This is a genomic window from Lentzea miocenica (assembly GCF_033949945.1).
GTDB lineage: Bacteria > Actinomycetota > Actinomycetes > Mycobacteriales > Pseudonocardiaceae > Lentzea > Lentzea miocenica.
The window spans coordinates 12,944-30,379 of record NZ_JAXAVW010000010.1 but is presented as its reverse complement, the minus strand read 5'-3'; the positions used below and the strand labels follow the sequence as shown (position 1 = coordinate 30,379).

Below are 17,436 nucleotides of genomic sequence, written 5' to 3'. Positions count from 1 at the left end.
CGCCGAGCCGTTGTCGCACGTTCCGACATCAGAGAAATCCCCGTCCCTGAGACGAACTCGCGGCACCGGTGACGCCGCCGACCAGTCCGCCGACACAGATCAGTTTTTCGCGCCGCACCCGTCTGTACGTGTGAGATCGACTCACGAGAGGCTGGCATGATGCGGAAACTGATCTTCGGCATGAACGTGACCCTGGACGGCTACATCGCCGCGCCTGGCGACGACATCAGCTGGGGCGGGCCGAGCGACGAGCTGTTCGGGTGGTGGCTGGACCGGGAGCGGGCGATCGATCTGTCGCTGTACGGGCGCAAGCTGTGGGAGACGATGAGCTCCTACTGGCCGACCGGCGACCAGCAGCCGGACGCCACGCCCGCGCAGGTCGAGTACGCGCGGAACTGGCGGGACACGCCGAAGGTGGTGTTCTCCTCGACGATCGACGAGGTCGGCTGGAACACCCGCCTGGTCACCGGCGACGCGGTCGCCGAGATCACCCGGCTCAAAGCCGAGGACGGCGGGCCGATGGGCATCTGCGGCGCAACGCTCGCGGGGGCTGCCATGCGGGCCGGGCTGATCGACGAGTACGTCCTGGTCACCCATCCGGTCCTGGTGGGCGGCGGCACGCCGTTCTTCACCGCGCTGGACAGCTGGGTGAACCTGGACCTCGTGGAGACGCGGACGTTTTCCGGCGGCGTGGTGCTGACCCGATACGAGACGAGGCGATGAGCACGGGCCACGTGCTCGGCTCGTGAGGGCGTTGAAGGAGGCCCCGCCGGCAACGCCGGCGGGGCGGTGGTGTTCAGCTGGTCGGGGTCACAGTGTCGGGGGCAGGTCCAGCCATGGTTTGTCGGTGGCGTCGAATCCGGTGAGCTCGGCGATCTTCCCGTCCACGATGTGCAGGACCGCGATGGCGAACAGCCGGTGCTCCGCGTCGTCGGGGGTGCGGAGGTACAGCGCGGCGGCAGGCATGCGGTTGACCGTCGTGGTGACACCGCGCCAGTCGTCGTGGCCGCGCTGGAAGAGCCCACCGGAGACCCAGCCGTCCACCGCGTCCTCGGCCGTCGTGGTCAAGGTGCCGGACTCGGGCAGCATCGCGAAGCGCAGGTCGTCGCGCAGCAGGGACATCAGCCCGTCGAGGTCGTTGCGCTCATGGGCGTCGATGTACGACTTCACCACGCCGCGCTCGTCATTCGACAGCTCATGGGTGACGGAGGTCCGCCAGTCGAGGCGGCGGCCGGGCAGTTGCTCGCGCATCGTCACGCGCGCCCGCTGCAGTGCGCTGGTCACCGATGCGACGGTCAGCTCGAGGACGTCGGCGGCCTTCGACGCCGGCCAGCCGAGGACGTCGCGCAGGATGAACACCGCCCGCTGCCGCGGCGGCAGGTGCTGGACGGCGACGATGAACGCCAGCTCGATCGTCTCGCGCGCCACCACCGATTCCTGCGGGTCCTCGGGGAGCATCCGGCCGGGGTACGGCTGCAGGTACAGCACCTCGGAGCCGGAGTCCGACAGCCCGGACGGCACGGGTGTGCGGTCGTTGCGCTTCTCCAGGAAGTCGAGACAGGCGTTCGTCGCGATCCGGTACAGCCAGGTCCGCAGCGCGGCGTGGCCGTTGAACGACTCCCGCTTGTTCCACGCTCGCAGGAACGTCTCCTGCGTCATGTCCTGAGCGTCTTCGTAGTTCGCGAGCATCCGGTAGCAGTGCACCTGCAGCTCACGCCGGTGACGCTCCGTCATGAGTGCGAACCGCGCCGCATCACCTGAGCGGACGGCCGCGATGAACGTGGCCTCGTCGGCGGCCTGCGGTCTGGCGTCGGTCATGGTCATCAATCCTTCCACCGAAGTCGACCGACGCGAAGCCGGTGCTGGCCGACGGGTGACCTGATCGACCTGGTCGTGACGGAGAAGTCCGCGGTGGCGGGGTGGCTCGGCGTTCATCGCGACAGGCTGCGGCGTGGTGACCGCATCGCCGCGAGCGCGCCACGCAACGTGAAATGGCTGGAACAACAGAATTCCGCCCTGGCACCAGATCCTAGAGACCAAGGCGCTGCTGCTCGGCCTGCACCACTCGCTGCTCCACCGACACCGCTGAGTCCAGTGCGCTCGCGTGCGAGTGCTTCGTGTCGCTTTCGCGCGCGTAGTGGTCGAACAGCAGGGTCTTGTGGTCGCGGATCTCCTGCACCCGCGCGTCCACACTGTCCTTGACCAGCAACCGGTGCACGTGGACCTTGCGGACCTGGCCCATCCGGTGACAACGGGCGATCGCCTGGTCCTCCGTGCTCGGCTTCCACTGCGGCTCGGCGATGATCACCACGGACGCGGCCTGGATGTTGAGGCCCACGCCGCCCGCCTCGATCTGGGCCACCAGCACCGCGTGGTCCTCGCACGCCGTGAACGCGTCCACCAGTTGTTGACGGCCTTGCGCCGACGTCGCGCCGGTCAGGGGACCGAAGACTTCGACGTGGTCCGCGACCGCGTCCAGCACGTCGTGGAAGTACGAGAACACCACGACCTTCCAGCCGTTGTCCCTCGACTCCTCGATGATCTCCAGCAGCCGCTCCAGCTTCGCCGAACCGCGGGGCGTGCCCGGCGCGTAGGCGGCACGGCGCATCGCCATCAGGTTCCCCTCGCGCACCGCGTCGAGGTACGCACGGCGATCCTGCTTGCCGAACTCGACCCAGTCCTCCATCTCCAGCAGCTCCGGCAACTCCCCCAGCACGTCCTCCTGGTTGCGCCGCAGGTACACCGGCGCGACAACGCGGCGGAAAGCCTTCGCTCCCACCACGGCGTCGGTGGCGCCCGTGCGGGACGCGACGCCCGGCTGGAGGTAGGCGACCAGGTTGCGGAACTCCTCGACGCGGTTCTCCATCGGCGTGCCGGTGAGGAGTACTGCCCGCTCCGCGCGCTGCACGATCGTGTTGACCGCCTGCGAGCGCTGCGTGTCCGGGTTCTTCACGTAGTGCGCCTCGTCGACCACGACCAGCGCCGGGCGGAACCTCTTCGGCAGCACCAGTTTCGGCAACGTGCCGAACGTCGTCACGCCGACGCCGCCCTGCGCCAGCCACTCGCCGACCGCGCCGTCACGGCCCGCGCCGTGCATCCGGTGCGGCACGAGGTCGCTGTGCCTGGCGATCTCGTTGACCCAGTTGACGACGACGCTCGCCGGGCAGACCACCAGGAACCCGCGCCGCCCGCCGGCGGCGAGGCTGGCCATCACCGCGATGGCCTCGATCGTCTTGCCCAGTCCCATCTCGTCGCCGATGATGACGCGTTTGCGGGCCAGCGCGAACTTGGCTCCGAACACCTGGTACCCGCGCAACGACACCTTCAGCAGGCTGGTGTCCAGTGTGGTCGCGTCGACCTCGTGCTCGATGTCGGCCGGGACGAAACCCTTGGCGGCACTGCGATCCGGCATCGCGTCCGCACCAGCGAGGTCGGCGAGGAGCGTGTTGTAGGCGGCCGCGTCGAGCTCGTAGTCGCGCCACAGCGCGCGGTGATCCAGGTCCGGTACGCGCAGCTGCGTGCCCACCGCGCGCAACGCCGCCACGTCGCGGCTGGCCAGCAGGGCCTCGAGCCGGTCGAGCGAATCGATGGCGGCCTGCCGGTTCTTGCGCAACGAGAAGAACATCCGCACCCGGCTCCAGGCACGGGATGCGGCGCGCACGTCGGCGTCGACCCTGCCCAGCACGTCTCCGAGCGGCTCGTGCAGCGGACCGACGAGCTGGTTCGCCCTGCGCAGCTTGGACATCAGCTGCAGCAGCTCGGTCTGGGCGCGGTCAGCGCGGTCGGGGTTCAGCCGGACAGTCGTGTCGCGCGCGACACCGTCGACGACGGCGCGGGCGACCCGCACGATCTGCTCGGCGGACTGCCTGCCGACTCCGGGCACGCCGTCGAGCTGTTCCGGGCGCGCCTCTGCGACGTCGGCGACCGTCCGGTACCCGGCGGCCTTCAGCTTGCTCAGCCGCAGGTTCGCCTTGGTGTCCCGGAGCTTGTCCACCGGCATGGCACGGAGCTGGTCGGCCACCAGCGAGTCCCGGACCGCCTGGTACTTCGCGGCGGCGAGCGCGAGCAGCCGATCCGGTTCCGCGCGCACCCCTGCCGCTTCGGCGCGGAACGCCTTGGCGGCGGCCAGCACCGCACGAGCATGCCTACCGACCTTCGACGAGTCGTCCACCCAGGTCCTTTCGTCAGGCGGTACGACAATACCGAAACCAGACCTGCCGTCGCGTCCGATAGAAATACCGCATGGACCGGTATTCCTCGATCACCCGGGCCGGATCACGAGGGCGTAAGTTCCCGTCGCATGAGGTGGCTCGTCCTGGTAATGCTGCTCGCCGCCTGTGATGCCACGGTGAAGTACCACCCCGTCGCCCTGCCCATCGAGTTCTCCGTCAACAGCAATGGTGAGATCGCGGTCTCCCGGAGCACACAGGTGGTGACGCCGCTGGGCACCTTCAAGTTCGAGGCCTCCGCCAAGCTGACGGGATCGTCCGACGAGACCGTCCTGGCGATCAACCACTACCTGAACAACGAGGCCGTGCAGAGCAGGTACCGCCTCCAGGCGCAGAGCGAGGACCTCAAGGCGTGCGTCTCGGGCCAGGCAGAGGTCCGCCCCGACCTCGGCAACCACGCCATCGTGGTGAGCGCGCTGAACAACGCCACCCGGATCGTCGTCACGAACCAGAGCGCGAGCTGCCCGCAGCAACCGGCCGAGTACACGTTGATGGCCCAGCACAGCGGGAAGTGCCTCGACATCCCGTTCTCGACCCCGTCGGACCACACGCAGATCCAGCAGTACACCTGCCACCGCGCGCCCAACCAGCGGTGGTTGCTGCAGCAGAACGCCGACGGCTACTACCGGATCAAGTCGGTCGCGACCGGCGGGTGCCTGGACATCCCGAACGCGAGTCACAACGTGGAGATCGTCCAGCAGTTCCAATGTCACGACGGCACGAACCAGCAGTGGAGCATCTGGCCCACGGGCATCGTGGCGCGGCACAGCGGGATGTGCCTCGACATCCGCGCCGGGGACCTCGACGATCACGGCGTGCTGCAGCAGTACCCGTGTCACGGAGGGGCGAACCAGCGCTGGACGGTGGCATGAGATGACGGTCCCCGACACCGCTGCGAGCGCGACGGTTTTCGCCACCCGCGGCGGGCGTCACGGCCGGGGCTGCAGCCCGATCCGGTAGCGGTGGTGGTAATGCCTGCCGGTGAGCCACAGCTCCCCCGCCGTGTCCGGCACCGCCGCGATGCCCCCGATCACCTGGTCGCGGCCCGTCGGCAGTTCGGCGATGGTGATGGCGGTGAGGTCGGCGTCCGCGACGACGGCGCCGGTGGCGAGGTCCACGCGGATCATCCAGTCCGTGCCGGTGACCGCCGCCCACACCTGCGCGCGGTCGTCGACGATCACGCAGTGGAGCTCGCCGAGCCGTGCCGTGGACCATTCACGGCTGTCGACCCGCAGCTCGCGGATCAACGCGGCGGTGTCGCGGTCGCGCAGCAGCAGTCTGGTGGTGCCGTCCGACTGGACGAGGTTCGTCCCGTCGTAACACAGTCCCCAGCTCTCGTCCGCGATCGTCGCGCGGTGTCGTTCCGCCAGTGACCGCGGATCCAGCAACACCGCGGCACCTGCGCCGGTACGCCACAGGCCGGCCGGTGTGAGGGCGATTCCGTTGCCCGGCGGTACGTTCCGCTGGGCTTGGACCTCACCGGTGGGAGGTGCCACCGCGCGGATCACCGGCCCCGTGTTCTCCACCAGGAGATCACCGACCAGTTCCAGACCGCGTGCGTCGGCCCGGTCGGTGGGGACACGCGCGAGCACCTGGGCGCGGAAGTGTCGCGAGGTGGAACGTATGGCGGCCGGCGCGGGACTGGCCGTGGTCGCCGGCGCCGGGCTGACGTGGGCGACGCGGTGGGGTGCCGAACAGGCGGTGAGAGTCAGCAGTGCCGCGGCGACGGGACAGAGAAGTCTGGTGATGCGCAACGGTTTCACTGCACCGATCGTCGTGACGGCCTGGCCGGGGCGCTTCCGCCGTCGCAGGTGAGCCGGCTGGGCCGGTTCATCCGCCACGGGTGAGGCCGCCCGTGACGTGTGCGGCCAGGCTGGGCGGACAATCCACTTTGGAGGCTGCCGTGACCGATGTGACAGTGCCGGCGGGACAACGCCTGCTGGCCCGGCTCGCCTTCGTGGCGGCGGGAACGGCTGTCGTGGTCGTCCTGGTCGCGGCCGGGGTGCGTGCCGGCGCCGGGCTGGTGCTGGTCGGTGCTGGGGGAACGGTGATGGCGCTGGTGGGCGCCTGGTGGTTTCTCACCCACCGCGGCCTGGTGCGCTGGCTGGCCGGGATGCTGGTGCTGCTCGCGCCGCTGACCGTGGTCGTCCTGTACGTGCAGGCTCGCCTGGCGTGGGTGGTCGTGGTGTGTGCCCTGCTGTGGTTGGTGGCGCTGGCTTGTGGACGGCGCGCGCTCGCTCCTGGCGGCGGGTCGGGCCATCCGGTCGAACGAGAGGTACCACCACCCCGGCGGCCGTACCTGATCATGAACCCGAAGTCGGGCGGTGGGAAGGTCGTGCGGTTCGGTCTCGCGGAACTGGCCCAGGTGCTCGGAGCGGAGGTCTGCGTGCTCGACGGACCGCAGGACGTCGCCGTGCTCGCCCGGCGGGCTGTCGACGACGGCGCCGACCTGCTCGGGGTGGCCGGGGGTGACGGCACCCAGGCGATCGTGGCGGGCGTCGCGGCGGAACGCGGGGTGCCCTTCATGGTCATCTCAGCGGGCACCCGCAACCACTTCGCACTCGACCTCGGTCTGGACCGGGACGATCCCCGCCGCTGTCTCGACGCGCTCAGCGACGGCGTCGAGGTGCGGGTGGATCTCTGCGTGGCCGGGGACCGCGTCTTCGTCAACAACGCCTCGTTCGGCGCGTACGCCGAGGTTGTGCGGAGCCCCGCCTACCGCGACGGCAAGACGCGGACGACGCTCAGCATGTTGCCCGGCCTGTTGACAGGGCCGCGGGCTGCGGTGCTGCGGGTGCGGGTGGACGAGGCCGAGCTCGTCGGGGCGCAGGCGGTGCTGGTCAGCAACAACCCGTACGGGTCAGGCGACCTGGCCGGGCTGGGACGCAGGCCACGGCTGGACGGCGGCGTGCTGGGCGTGCTCGCGGTGACGGTGCGCAACGCGGCCGAAGCCGCCGGCCTGGTGCGCGGCCGGCGGCGGTCGAGTGCCGTGTTCCGGACGACTGCGACAGAGGTCGTCATCACGGCGGACACACCGTCGTTGGCGGTCGGCGTGGACGGTGAGGCGGTCACGATGCCGGCTCCCGTGCGGTGTGTGGTCAAGCCGGGTGCGCTGCGCGTGCGGGTGCCGCGCCACCGGCCTGGGGTGCCATCGCACCGGCCCGAGCTGGACTGGGCACGGCTGCGTGGACTGGCCCTGTCCCGGCGGCCCTTCTCCAAGCGGCCCCTGTCCTAGCGGCGCCAGGTGACTCGCCGAGCCGTACGCCGGGCTACCCGGCGGGATCCGAACATCTCCGGCACTCCTCCTGTTCGCCGTGCCGTGCGTCGTGCGGTGCGGCGGGCCACGCGGCGTGATCCGAACACGTCTGCCTCCTCATGGCGTCGAGCCTGCTGTTTCCAGGTCGTGCAGTGCCTCGGCCTCCTCCGCGCTCACCAACCCGAGCGCGATCAGGTCGAAGGGGCTGATGAAACCGTCGGAGACGCGGAAGCCCCTGGCACGGGCGACGGCGTCGCGCAACGGCACGGCCCAGTGGTGCTCGATGAGCAGGAGCGCCGCCGCGCTGTCGTTGGGAATGTCGGCGAGCACGTCCCACGCGTCCGCGTCGTCGAACGGGTGGACGCCGCCTTTTTCCGCGGCCGACCGGGCTCCCTCGACCGCACCGGCCTCCGCGCCTGCCTCCCCCGCGGCGCCGAGGCCGATCAGCGCGCCGATCTTGCTGCCCAGCTCGACCGCTTCCGCGGGCGACAGGGTGCTCAGGTGCTCGACCGCGATGTTGCCCCGCGGGTCCTTGTGCACGGCGAGAGCGTCGATCACGCGGATGGCGTCGGTCTTGCGGAGCTTCTCCAGTTCGGCGATCACCTCACCGCGGAAGTCCGGGTGGGTGAAGCCCAGCACGATCAGTTGGATCGGCCCGATGGCCATACGACCCCTCCTCGACTCGGTCAGTTGTCCCATCGTCGGGGCGCACCGGCCTCGGTCACCTCATCCGCCGCGGGTGGAACGCACGGCGACGGTGGTGTCCGGGTCCCGATTGATGTCGCACGCGGCGGGTGGTGTGCCGCCGGCCTGGAAGCTGTTGCGTCGCAGGTGGACCGGAGCCACCGGTTCCGCCGGGGAGGTGCACGATGACCGGTCCAGTGTCCACCAGGGTCGCCGCGGGTCTGGCCGCCCGCAAGGAGGTTCCGCTCGACGCCCACGCGGAGCTGCCAGAGCCCGGTGGCCGGCCCGACCCGGTGGAGGTGCTGGCCGCACAGGACGGCACGCGGGTGCCGGAGCTGGTGCCGATCAGGTACGGCCGGATGCTGGCCTCGCCGTTCGCGTTCTTCCGCGGCGCGGCGTCGGTGATGGCCGGCGATCTCGCGAAGACGCCGTTCTCCGGCTTGACCTGCCAGCTCAGCGGGGACGCGCACGTGAGCAACTTCGGGGTCTTCGCCTCCCCGGAGCGGCAACTGGTGTTCGACCTCAACGACTTCGACGAGACATGTCCCGGCCCGTGGGAGTGGGACGTCAAACGCCTCGCGGCCAGCCTCGCCGTCGCCGGCCGGGAGAACGGGCTGGGGCGCAAGGCAAGGGCGACCGCCGTGCGCACCGCCGTCGGCCGGTACCGGTCGGCGATGATCAGCTTCGCCGAGCAGGGCGATCTCGAGGTGTGGTACGCCCACGCCGGTGTCGACGAGGTGGAGACCCTCCTCAAGGAACACGGGGACAAGGCCAAACAGCGCCGTTTCGCGCAGCAGCAGGCGAAGGCACGCGCGCGGGACAGCCTGCGGGCCTATCGCAAGCTGACGTCCGTCGTCGACGGACGTCGCCGCATCGCCGCGGATCCGCCGCTTCTGGTGCCGATCGGCCACCTGCTTCCCGACGCGGACCGGGTGGACCTGGAGTTCCTGATCCAGGACCTGCTCGCCGGCTACGCCGCCACCCTGTCCGCCGATCGGCGTCATCTGATGAACGGGTTCCGGTTCGTCGACATGGCGCGCAAGGTCGTCGGAGTCGGCAGTGTCGGGACCCGATGCTGGATCGTGCTCCTGCACGGGCGTGACGAGAACGATCCGTTGCTCCTGCAGGTGAAAGAGGCGTCGCGATCAGTTCTCGCGGATCACCTGCCCGCCGGCGCGGGCGCGAACCACCCCAGCGACGGCGAGCGGGTCGTGGCCGGGCAGCGGTTGATGCAGGCCGTCAGCGACATCTTCCTCGGCTGGCAGACCGTCGCGGGCATCGACGGACTCACCAGGGACTTCTACGTCCGGCAGTTGCGCGACTGGAAGGGCTCGGCCTCGGTCGAGACCATGGACGCGGCCGGTCTGCGGCTGTACGGCGCGCTGTGCGGGTGGACGTTGGCCAGAGCGCACGCGCGCACCGGCGACCGGATCGCGATGGCCGCGTACCTCGACGACGGCAAGGCCTTCGACATCGCGCTCGTCGAGTTCGCGGAGAGCTACGCGGATCGCAACGAGCAGGACTACCGGCTCCTGGCGCAGGCGGCGAGGTCAGGACGCACAACTGTGCGAAGTGGACTGTGACGATCACTGCCAGGAACCGAACTTTCGTCCGAGGAGACCAAACATGTGCCGATGGCTCGCGTACTCCGGTTCCCCCGTCCTGTTGGAGGAGCTCCTCTACGTTCCGGCGAACTCGCTCGTCACTCAGAGCAAGCACTCCCGGCTGGGAGTGGAGACCACCAACGGTGACGGCTTCGGTGTCGGCTGGTATTCGACCACGCCGGCGCCGGGCCTGTTCCTCAGCACGGAACCCGCGTGGAACGACCGCAACCTGCGCGAGCTCGCGGCCCAGACCACGGCGGCTGTCGTCTTCGCGCACGTCCGCGCGTCCACCGGCACCGCGATCCAGCAGACGAACTGCCATCCCTTCCGTCACGGTCGCCGGCTGTGGATGCACAACGGGCTCATCGCCGGCTTCCCGTTGGTGCGCCGGGAACTCGCGTTGGTGGTCGATCCCTCGCTCTACGCCGAGATCGAGGGATCGACCGACTCGGAGATCCTCTTCTACCTCGCGCTGACCTTCGGCCTGGAGCACGACCCGCCCACCGCGGTGGCCCGCACGGTCGGTTTCGTCGAGGCGATCGGCAGGAACCGCGGTGTGAGGCATCCGATCCAGATGACGGTCGCCACGACCGACGGCGAGACCACCTGGGCCTTCCGCTACTCCAGCGAAGGCCGGTCGCGCAGCCTGTTCCACAGTGCCGACATCACGACGCTGCGGCAGCAGTACCCCGACAACCCCGCACTGCACTCGCTCTCCGCCGACACGCGGCTCGTGGTGTCCGAGCCGCTGGGCGATCTGCACGGCGCCTGGCGCGAGGTGCCCGAGTCGACCTGTGTCGTCGCGCGCGGCGGCGTCGAGGAACTCCACGAGTTCCGGCCCCGCCGGTGACGACGAGTGCGCCCGGCGCAACTTCCTCACCGGGAACAGCGGGTCAGCTGCGAACAGGCTCGGGGGTGCGCCGGTCGTCGCGGACGACCTGCACCGGCACCACGGGTTCCTCTTCCGGCAGCGGCCGCAGCAGCAGCTCGACGTCGGCCAGAAGTGCCTGCGCCGCACGGAGTTCCTCGGCGATGCCGTCACGCTGCCGGCGCAGCGCGTCGATCCGCGCCTGCGCGCGTTGCTGTTGCTCGGCGAGGGCACGCATCGCTTCGGCCCGGCGCAGTGCCATGGCCTGGCCGAAGTCCGACTCGACCTGCTGACGCACCAGAGCGGCCTGCTCGTCGAGCTCGCGGCGGCGGCGTTCGGCCTGCCTGGTCGTCGCGTCGATCTGGCGGTGCGCACGGTCCATGAGCTCGCGGTGCTCGGTCTCCATTTCGGCGCGCCGCCGGTCGAGCTCGGTCACGAGCTGTTCGGCCCGCTGCCGCAGCCGGCCGGCGGCCTGCTCGGCGTTCGCCCAGAGCTGTTCGGCGGCACCGCGGGCGCGGGTGGTGATCTCCTCCGCTTCGGCGTGAGCGAGTTCGACCATGCGCCGCAGGCGTTCGGTGAGCGCGTCCGCGGCGATCGGAGCGCGGCAGATCCGGTCCACGCGGGCGTGCAGCTCCGCGTTCTGCGTGCGGGCGTCTTCCAGTTGCCGCGCAAGGGCTTCCGCGTGCGCAAGGGCTGCGTCACGGTCGGCGGTGAGCAGCCTCAGCTCCTCCTCCACCCCTCGCACGTAGTGCTGGACCTGGTCGCGGTCGTAGCCGCGCCGCCGCAGGTCGAAATCGGTTCGCAGCGGCAACAACTCCACTCTTGCTCTCCCCTCCTGTCACCGGCGTGGCAACGCCACCGATCGCGGTCATGCCGCGATCGGTGGCGTCGAGTTGTCACTTGCCGTTGATGATGATCCGGCGCGGCTTGGCCGCCTCGGTCTTGGGCACGCGGACCGTGAGCACGCCGTCGGCCAGATCGGCCTCGATCCCGTCGGCGTCGACGTCCTGCGGCAGGGTCAGCTGGTAGGAGAACTGCCCGACGCGGCGGGTGCGGTGCCGGAACAGGCCCTGCCGTTCCTTCTCCCTGACCTCACCGCTGATGGACAGCTCGGTGCCCGCGAGGTCGACGATGATGTCGTCCCGCTGGACGCCCGGCAGCTCGACCTCCACCAGGTAGGCCTCGCCGGTCTCGCTCACGTCGGCCAGCGGGGCCCACGCCCGCACGCTGTCGGCGACGGAGCCGGCCACCGAGTCCAGCAACCTGCCCAGCCGGCCGTGAAGATCCTCGAACTCGCGGAACGGATCCCACCGGCCGAGTGGGCCGGACGATCGCACAGCAGGCAACGCCATGGCTTCACACCTCCTATGAGAGCCCGAACGAATTTCCGTTCTTCTAGACGAAGTCGCGCCGGCGCTTGTTCCCGGACATGAGCCACTCGGACTCGGTCATCCGGGTGATCCACACCACGGCGTCACCAGACCACCGGGCCGGCTTCGTCGAAGAAGCCGCCGGTCGGGCCGTCAGCGCCGATGGTGGCCATGCGGACGATGACGTCCGCGCTCTCCTCGACGGTGCCGCTGCCCTGGTGGCCGTTGAGGTCGGTGGCGGTGTAGCCGGGGTCGACGGCGTTGAACCGGATCGACGGGTAGGCCTTGGCGTACTGCGAGGTGATCATCACGAGGGCTGTCTTGGAGGAGTTGTAGTCCAGCAGCGTCACGTGGAACTCGACGCGGTCCGGGTCGTTCGTCGCCGCCGGCGAACCCAGGCCGCTGCCGACGTTGACGACGACCGGTGCGTCACTGGACTCGAGCAGCGGCAGGAATGCGTGCGTGACACGCACAACGCCGAAGACGTTGGTGTCGTAGGTGTTCCGCATGTCCTCCGCGGTGACCTCGCCGACCGGCTTCCCGGCGCCCGCGATGCCGGCGTTGTTGACCAGGACGTCGAGACAGCCGGCGTCCTCACGGATGGTCTCGACAGCGGACTTGACGGAGTCCTCGTCGGTCACGTCGAGCTGCACGAAGCGGGCACCCAGCCGCGCGGCCGCCTGCTGTCCGCGCTCGGCGTCACGGGCCCCCACGTAGACGGTGTGTCCCGCTTCGACCAGGCGGCGGGCCGTCTCGTGGCCCAGGCCCTTGTTCGCTCCGGTGATCAGTGTGGTGGTCATGTCGTCCCTCCGGGGAGTCGTTGATGACTCCACCCTCGCCGCACCGGAAGCGGACAGGCAGTACCGTGCTTTGCCTGTGGACTGGCAGTACCAGGCTGTCCGGGCACGGCGGCCGGATACTGAACTCGTGAGCGCATCGGGGAACGTGGGCACGGGTCTGGGCAGGGCGCTGCGCGGCTGGCGTGACCGGACGGATCCCGCGGCCGTCGGGCTGCCCGCCGGCGGCACGCGCCGGGCGGCGGGCCTGCGGCGCGAGGAGCTGGCGCAGCTCGCCGGCCTGTCGGTGGACTACGTCGTCCGGCTGGAACAGGGACGGGCCACGTCGCCGTCCCAGCAGGTGCTGTCCTCCATCTCGCGCGCCCTGCGGTTGTCGGCGGCCGAACGCGAGCACCTCTTCCTGCTCGGCGGGCACCAGCCACCAGGCCCCGGACAACTGTCCACCCACATACCCCCTGGGTTGCGCAGGCTGCTCGACCAGCTCGACAGCGCACCACTGAGCGTGCACGACGCCGCCTGGAACCTGGTCCTGTGGAACCCGCTGTGGGCCGCGCTGTTCGGGGACCCGTCCGCGCAGCGCGGCCGTGAGCGCAACGTCGTGTGGCGCCACTTCACCGGGCTGCCGGACAGGGTCACCCACTCCCCCGTGCAGCGCGCCCGGTTCGAGGCGGCGGTGGTCGCCGACCTCAGAGCGGCGACCGCTCGCTATCCCGCCGACTCCGGCCTGCTGTCCCTGATCAGGGACCTGCGCGCCGCCAGCACCGCGTTCGCCCGCCTGTGGGACACCGGAATCGTGGGCATCCACGAGACGGACACCAAGACCGTCGACCACCCGGACGCCGGAACGATCACCCTCGACTGCGACGTGCTCATCGCCCCCGGCACCGATCTGCGGGTCGTCGCCTGCACGGCCGCTCCCGGCAGCGACGCGGCGGACAAGCTCAAGCTCCTCAGCGTCATCGGCACCCAGACCATGACCGGCGGCCTCGCCGTCAACTGACCGTTCGACGCCACGTCATCGCCCGGTGCCGGATCCGAGGCCGGCCGAGCCGAGGGCACCCGCCGTGTACGCGTCCCGGCATCCGGCGCGCAGCAGTTTGCCGCTGGAGCTGCGCGGCAACGATCCGGCCGGAACCACCGCGACGTCGTCGACCCGCACGCCGTGTCCGGTGTGGACGGTCCGCCGCACCGCCATCGCGATCTCCTCCGCGTCGACCTCGCCGAGGACCTCCGCCAGCACGACGACCTGTTCGCGTTGCCCGTCGTCGACGCCGAGCACGCAGCACGCGAGCACGGCGGGGTGCGCGGTCTCCGCGGTCGCCTCCAGGTCGTGCGGATGGTGGTTCGCGCCGGCGATGATGATCACCTCCTTGGCCCGGCCGGTGACGAACAGCTCGCCGTCCCAGCGGAAGCCGGTGTCGCCGGTGCGCAGGAACGTGCCGCGCCTGCCGGGCAGCTCGGCGTGGAACACCTCGTCCGGCCGGTTCCAGTAGCCGGTGCCCACGCTCGGGCCCTGCACGAAGATCTCGCCGGTCTCGCCTTCAGCGCACTCCTGCAGCGTGTCGGGATCGGCCACCACCAGGGTGATCGACGCCGAGATCGGACCGCAGCTCACCAGCCGCCTGCCTCCCGGCGGGTCGACCGGCCGCACCCGTCCCCTGGTCAGGGCGTCGGCGTCGCAGCGCAACACCACCGGCCCCTCGCCGACCACCGCGCTGGTGACCATCACGGTGGACTCCGCGAGGCCGTATCCCGGCACGAGCGTGCCCCTGCGCAGGCCGCTGGGAGCGAACACCTCGCAGAACCGGTCGAGCGTCTCGGCCCTGACCGGCTCGCCGCCGAGGAGCGCCATCTCCCAGCCGCTCAGGTCGAGGCCTGCCATCTGGACCTCGGAGATGCGCCGCACGCACAGGTCCAGCGCGAAGTTGGGCGCGCAGCTGTCCGCCCTGCCGAGCTGTGAGATCAGCCGCAGCCAGCTGACCGGGCTGCGGACGAACACCCCTGCCGGGAACAGGAGCGCGGACCGGCCGGCGTAGAGCGGATCGAGCACGCCGCCGATCAGGCCCATGTTGTAGTGCGACGGCAGCCACGACACGCTCGGCGGGCGGGGCAGCCCTTCCTCGTCGGACGAGCGGTACAGATTGTCGTGGATCAGCGCGAGGTTGTGCAGGACGTTGCCGTGGGTCAGCGTCACGCCCTTGGGCTCACCGGTCGATCCGGAGGAGTACTGCAGGTAGGCCGGCGTGTTGATGCCGATGCCGGGTGGTGTCCACCGCTGCGCGAGCGCCGGGTCCGTCTCGTCGATCGCCACCCGCACCAGGCCGTTGAGGGCCGGGGACTCCTCGACCACCGCGAGGCACTTGGCGAAGGTGAGGCCGGTGGAGAGCAACAGCTCGGGCGCGCAGCTCGCGACGATCGACTCGATCCTGCCCACCTTCAGACTCGTGCGGGTGCCGTCGAGCGGCGCGACCGGCACCGCGATCAGCCCGGCGTACAGGCAGCCGAGGAACGCGATGTGGAAGTCCAGGCCGGGCTCGAAGCACAGCAACGCGCGGCTACCGGTGGGCGCGAGGCCGGTGAGCTGCACCGCCAGCGCCCGTGCCCGGCGGTCGAGGTCGGCCAGTGTCAGCGCGTCCCACTCCGTTCGCCCGTCGGCGTAGAAGGTGTACGCGCGCAGGTCGGGCTCGGCGGCGGCGCGGGCCTGGCACAGGTCGACCAGCGTGGTGAACTTGCGCCTGCCGCCCGCGACCCCCTTCGGCAGCCGCACCCCGTTGCGGATGTGCATCACTTGTCTCCCAGCATGAGCGAACGACAGGCGGCCCGGCGCAGCTTTCCGCTCGTGGTGAGCGGCAACGCGCCGGGTGACAGCAGCGCGACCCGGTTGAGCACCACTCCGTTCTCCGCGTGCACGGCCACGGAGACGGCATGCCGGATCTCGTCCTGCGACGTGCCGCGGTACCGGTGGTCGACCTCGGCGAACACCACGACGTGCGTGCCGTCCATGACCGCACACGCCGTCCGCACCCCGGCGTGGCTCGCCACCACCGTCGCCTCGATGTCGTACGGGTAGAGCTGACGACCGTCGACCTCCAGCAGGTCGGGGATCCGGCAGGTGACGAAGAGCTGGCCCTCGAACAGGAAGCCCAGGTTTCCGGTGCGCAGGAAGCGGCGATCTCCCACCTCCGCGCGGAACGTGCGTTCGGTGCCGACGGGGTCTTTCCAATACCCGGCGCCGATGCTCGGGCCGGACACGAGGATCTCGCCGACCTCGCCTGGCCCGAGCGGCACGCGGGTCTCCGGATCCGCGATGACCACGTCCAGCGACGGGTCCGGCTCGCCGCAGCCGACCAGGCTCCGCGCGCCGGCGCCGCTCGAAGCCCGTTCGACGTGGCCGTGTTCCAGCGCCGCCGAGTCGAACGGGCGCACCACCGGTTGACCCTCGAGGGGACCACCGCTGATCAGCACGGTCGACTCCGCCATGCCGTAGCTGGGGAAGAACGCCGTCCGGCGGAACCCGCTCGGGGCGAACCGGGCCGCGAACCGGTCGATCGTCGACGCGCGCAGCGGCTCGTCGCTGATCGCGGCGATGCGCCAGCGGCTCAGGTCGAGGCCGTCCCGCTGGTCGTCGGTCACCCGGCGCAGGCACAGCTCGTACCCGAGGCTGGGCGAGGCGGCGATCTCCGCGCCGTAGCGGGAGATCGCCCGCAACCAGTTGGCCGGCACCCGCGCGAACGACTGCGCCGACATCAGCACCGACAGCTGACCGAGGAACAGCGGCTGCAGAACGCCGCCGACGAGCCCCATGTCGTGGAACACCGGCAGCCAGGACACCGTCGGCGCGAGCCGTCCGTAGTCCTCGTCCGGTCGTGAGCCGCCCCGGACGATGAGGTCGAGGTTGTGCAGCACGCCCGCGTGGGTCAGCACCACGCCCTTGGGCCTGCCCGTGGTGCCGGAGGTGTACTGCAGATAGGCGATCTCGCTCTGCTGGTCCGGCTCGCACCACTCGGACTCGCCGTCCGTGACGGTGTCCGTGGCGAGCGGGACGATCAGCCGGTCGCCGAGCACCGCCCGCACGCCGGCGATGGTGTCCGATGTGGACAGCAGGAGCGCGGGGTCGCAGTCGTCCGCGATGGCGAGCAACCGGGTGTGCCGGGCATCGCCGGCCGCGCGGCGCACCGGCGGGGCAGGCACGGCGATGATTCCCGAGTACAGACAACCGAGGAACGCCGCCACGAAGTCGAGTCCGGGTGGATGGCACAGCAGTGCGCGCGATCCCGGTAGCGCGAGCGATCGCAGCCGCACGGCGATCGCGCGTGCCCGCCGATCCAGCTCTCCGTAGGTGAGCGAGGCCGATTCCACGACACCGCTTTCCAGGAACACGAACGCGCGTTCCTCACCTCTGCGCTCGGCCTGTCTGCGACACAGCTCCGCCAGGTTCGCCACGTCTGCCGCCGTTTCCGCTGACACCGCGCATCAACTCCTGTCTGAGGTGATTTCCTTGCGGTGCGGACGTTACGGAGATCAGGCGGCGCCGTGATCGGTCGCGCGACGGAGGCGCGGATCCGTCTCGCGACCGCTGCCGCCGCGGACGTTGCGGTGTTCTCCTCGTGGTATGCCTCATGAACACA

At 70.4% G+C, this 17,436-nt stretch carries 15 protein-coding genes; 6 read left to right on the top strand and 9 right to left on the bottom strand.

What is annotated here, in order from left to right; all coding sequences use genetic code 11:
- Positions 1–159: 159 nt before the first annotated feature.
- Positions 160–723 (top strand): dihydrofolate reductase family protein, encoded by a 564-nt coding sequence (locus SK803_RS13695; protein ID WP_319966342.1) that lies wholly within the window; start codon positions 160–162, stop codon positions 721–723.
- 87 nt (positions 724–810) lie between these two features.
- Here the strand turns inward: SK803_RS13695 and SK803_RS13690 are convergent, their stop codons facing one another.
- Positions 811–1,818, bottom strand: a complete 1,008-nt coding sequence (locus SK803_RS13690; protein WP_319966341.1) for an RNA polymerase subunit sigma-70 — start codon at positions 1,816–1,818, stop codon at positions 811–813.
- A gap of 211 nt (positions 1,819–2,029) precedes the next feature.
- Entirely contained in the window at positions 2,030–4,171 is a 2,142-nt protein-coding gene (locus tag SK803_RS13685; RefSeq protein WP_319966340.1) for a DEAD/DEAH box helicase, read from the bottom strand.
- A gap of 129 nt (positions 4,172–4,300) precedes the next feature.
- Here SK803_RS13685 and SK803_RS13680 point away from each other — a divergent pair, with 129 nt between their 5' ends.
- Positions 4,301–5,101: an RICIN domain-containing protein gene (locus SK803_RS13680; RefSeq protein WP_319966339.1), complete on the top strand. Its 801-nt coding sequence runs from the start codon at positions 4,301–4,303 to the stop codon at positions 5,099–5,101.
- Positions 5,102–5,158: 57 nt separating this feature from the next.
- On the opposite strand, the gene SK803_RS13675 is transcribed toward SK803_RS13680, so the two are convergent.
- Positions 5,159–5,992, bottom strand: a complete 834-nt coding sequence (locus SK803_RS13675; RefSeq protein WP_319966338.1) for a glutaminyl-peptide cyclotransferase — start codon at positions 5,990–5,992, stop codon at positions 5,159–5,161.
- 140 nt (positions 5,993–6,132) lie between these two features.
- On the opposite strand from SK803_RS13675, the gene SK803_RS13670 reads away from it, so the two are divergent.
- Positions 6,133–7,464 carry a diacylglycerol/lipid kinase family protein gene (locus tag SK803_RS13670; protein ID WP_319966337.1) on the top strand — a complete coding sequence of 444 codons (1,332 nt, stop codon included), beginning with the start codon at positions 6,133–6,135 and terminating at the stop codon, positions 7,462–7,464.
- A gap of 138 nt (positions 7,465–7,602) precedes the next feature.
- Here SK803_RS13670 and SK803_RS13665 read toward each other — a convergent pair whose 3' ends face one another.
- Positions 7,603–8,151, bottom strand: a complete 549-nt coding sequence (locus tag SK803_RS13665) for a hypothetical protein (RefSeq protein WP_319966336.1) — start codon at positions 8,149–8,151, stop codon at positions 7,603–7,605.
- Positions 8,152–8,354: 203 nt separating this feature from the next.
- Here SK803_RS13665 and SK803_RS13660 point away from each other — a divergent pair, with 203 nt between their 5' ends.
- Positions 8,355–9,752 carry a DUF2252 domain-containing protein gene (locus SK803_RS13660; protein ID WP_319966335.1) on the top strand — a complete coding sequence of 466 codons (1,398 nt, stop codon included), beginning with the start codon at positions 8,355–8,357 and terminating at the stop codon, positions 9,750–9,752.
- A 43-nt stretch (positions 9,753–9,795) separates the two neighbouring features.
- A complete protein-coding gene (locus SK803_RS13655; protein WP_319966334.1) occupies positions 9,796–10,623 on the top strand; it encodes a class II glutamine amidotransferase in 828 nt (275 codons plus the stop codon).
- Between the two features lie 43 nt (positions 10,624–10,666).
- On the opposite strand, the gene SK803_RS13650 is transcribed toward SK803_RS13655, so the two are convergent.
- The 3 genes from SK803_RS13650 to SK803_RS13640 form a co-directional block, all read right to left on the bottom strand.
- The gene (locus tag SK803_RS13650) at positions 10,667–11,461 is read right to left on the bottom strand and encodes a coiled-coil domain-containing protein (protein ID WP_319966333.1); all 795 of its coding nucleotides are present in this window, start codon (positions 11,459–11,461) and stop codon (positions 10,667–10,669) included.
- A gap of 76 nt (positions 11,462–11,537) precedes the next feature.
- On the bottom strand, positions 11,538–11,993 hold the full coding sequence (locus SK803_RS13645) for an Hsp20/alpha crystallin family protein (RefSeq protein ID WP_319966332.1): 456 nt from the start codon (positions 11,991–11,993) through the stop codon (positions 11,538–11,540).
- A gap of 122 nt (positions 11,994–12,115) precedes the next feature.
- A complete protein-coding gene (locus tag SK803_RS13640) occupies positions 12,116–12,811 on the bottom strand; it encodes an SDR family NAD(P)-dependent oxidoreductase (protein WP_319966331.1) in 696 nt (231 codons plus the stop codon).
- Between the two features lie 127 nt (positions 12,812–12,938).
- On the opposite strand from SK803_RS13640, the gene SK803_RS13635 reads away from it, so the two are divergent.
- Complete coding sequence (locus tag SK803_RS13635; protein ID WP_319966330.1) at positions 12,939–13,808, top strand: helix-turn-helix transcriptional regulator; 870 nt, start codon at positions 12,939–12,941, stop codon at positions 13,806–13,808.
- A gap of 15 nt (positions 13,809–13,823) precedes the next feature.
- On the opposite strand, the gene SK803_RS13630 is transcribed toward SK803_RS13635, so the two are convergent.
- The gene (locus SK803_RS13630) at positions 13,824–15,593 is read right to left on the bottom strand and encodes a fatty acyl-AMP ligase (protein ID WP_319966329.1); all 1,770 of its coding nucleotides are present in this window, start codon (positions 15,591–15,593) and stop codon (positions 13,824–13,826) included.
- Positions 15,593–17,275: a fatty acyl-AMP ligase gene (locus SK803_RS13625; protein ID WP_319966328.1), complete on the bottom strand. Its 1,683-nt coding sequence runs from the start codon at positions 17,273–17,275 to the stop codon at positions 15,593–15,595. Before SK803_RS13625 ends, SK803_RS13630 begins: the two co-directional genes overlap by 1 nt.
- Positions 17,276–17,436 lie beyond the last annotated feature (161 nt).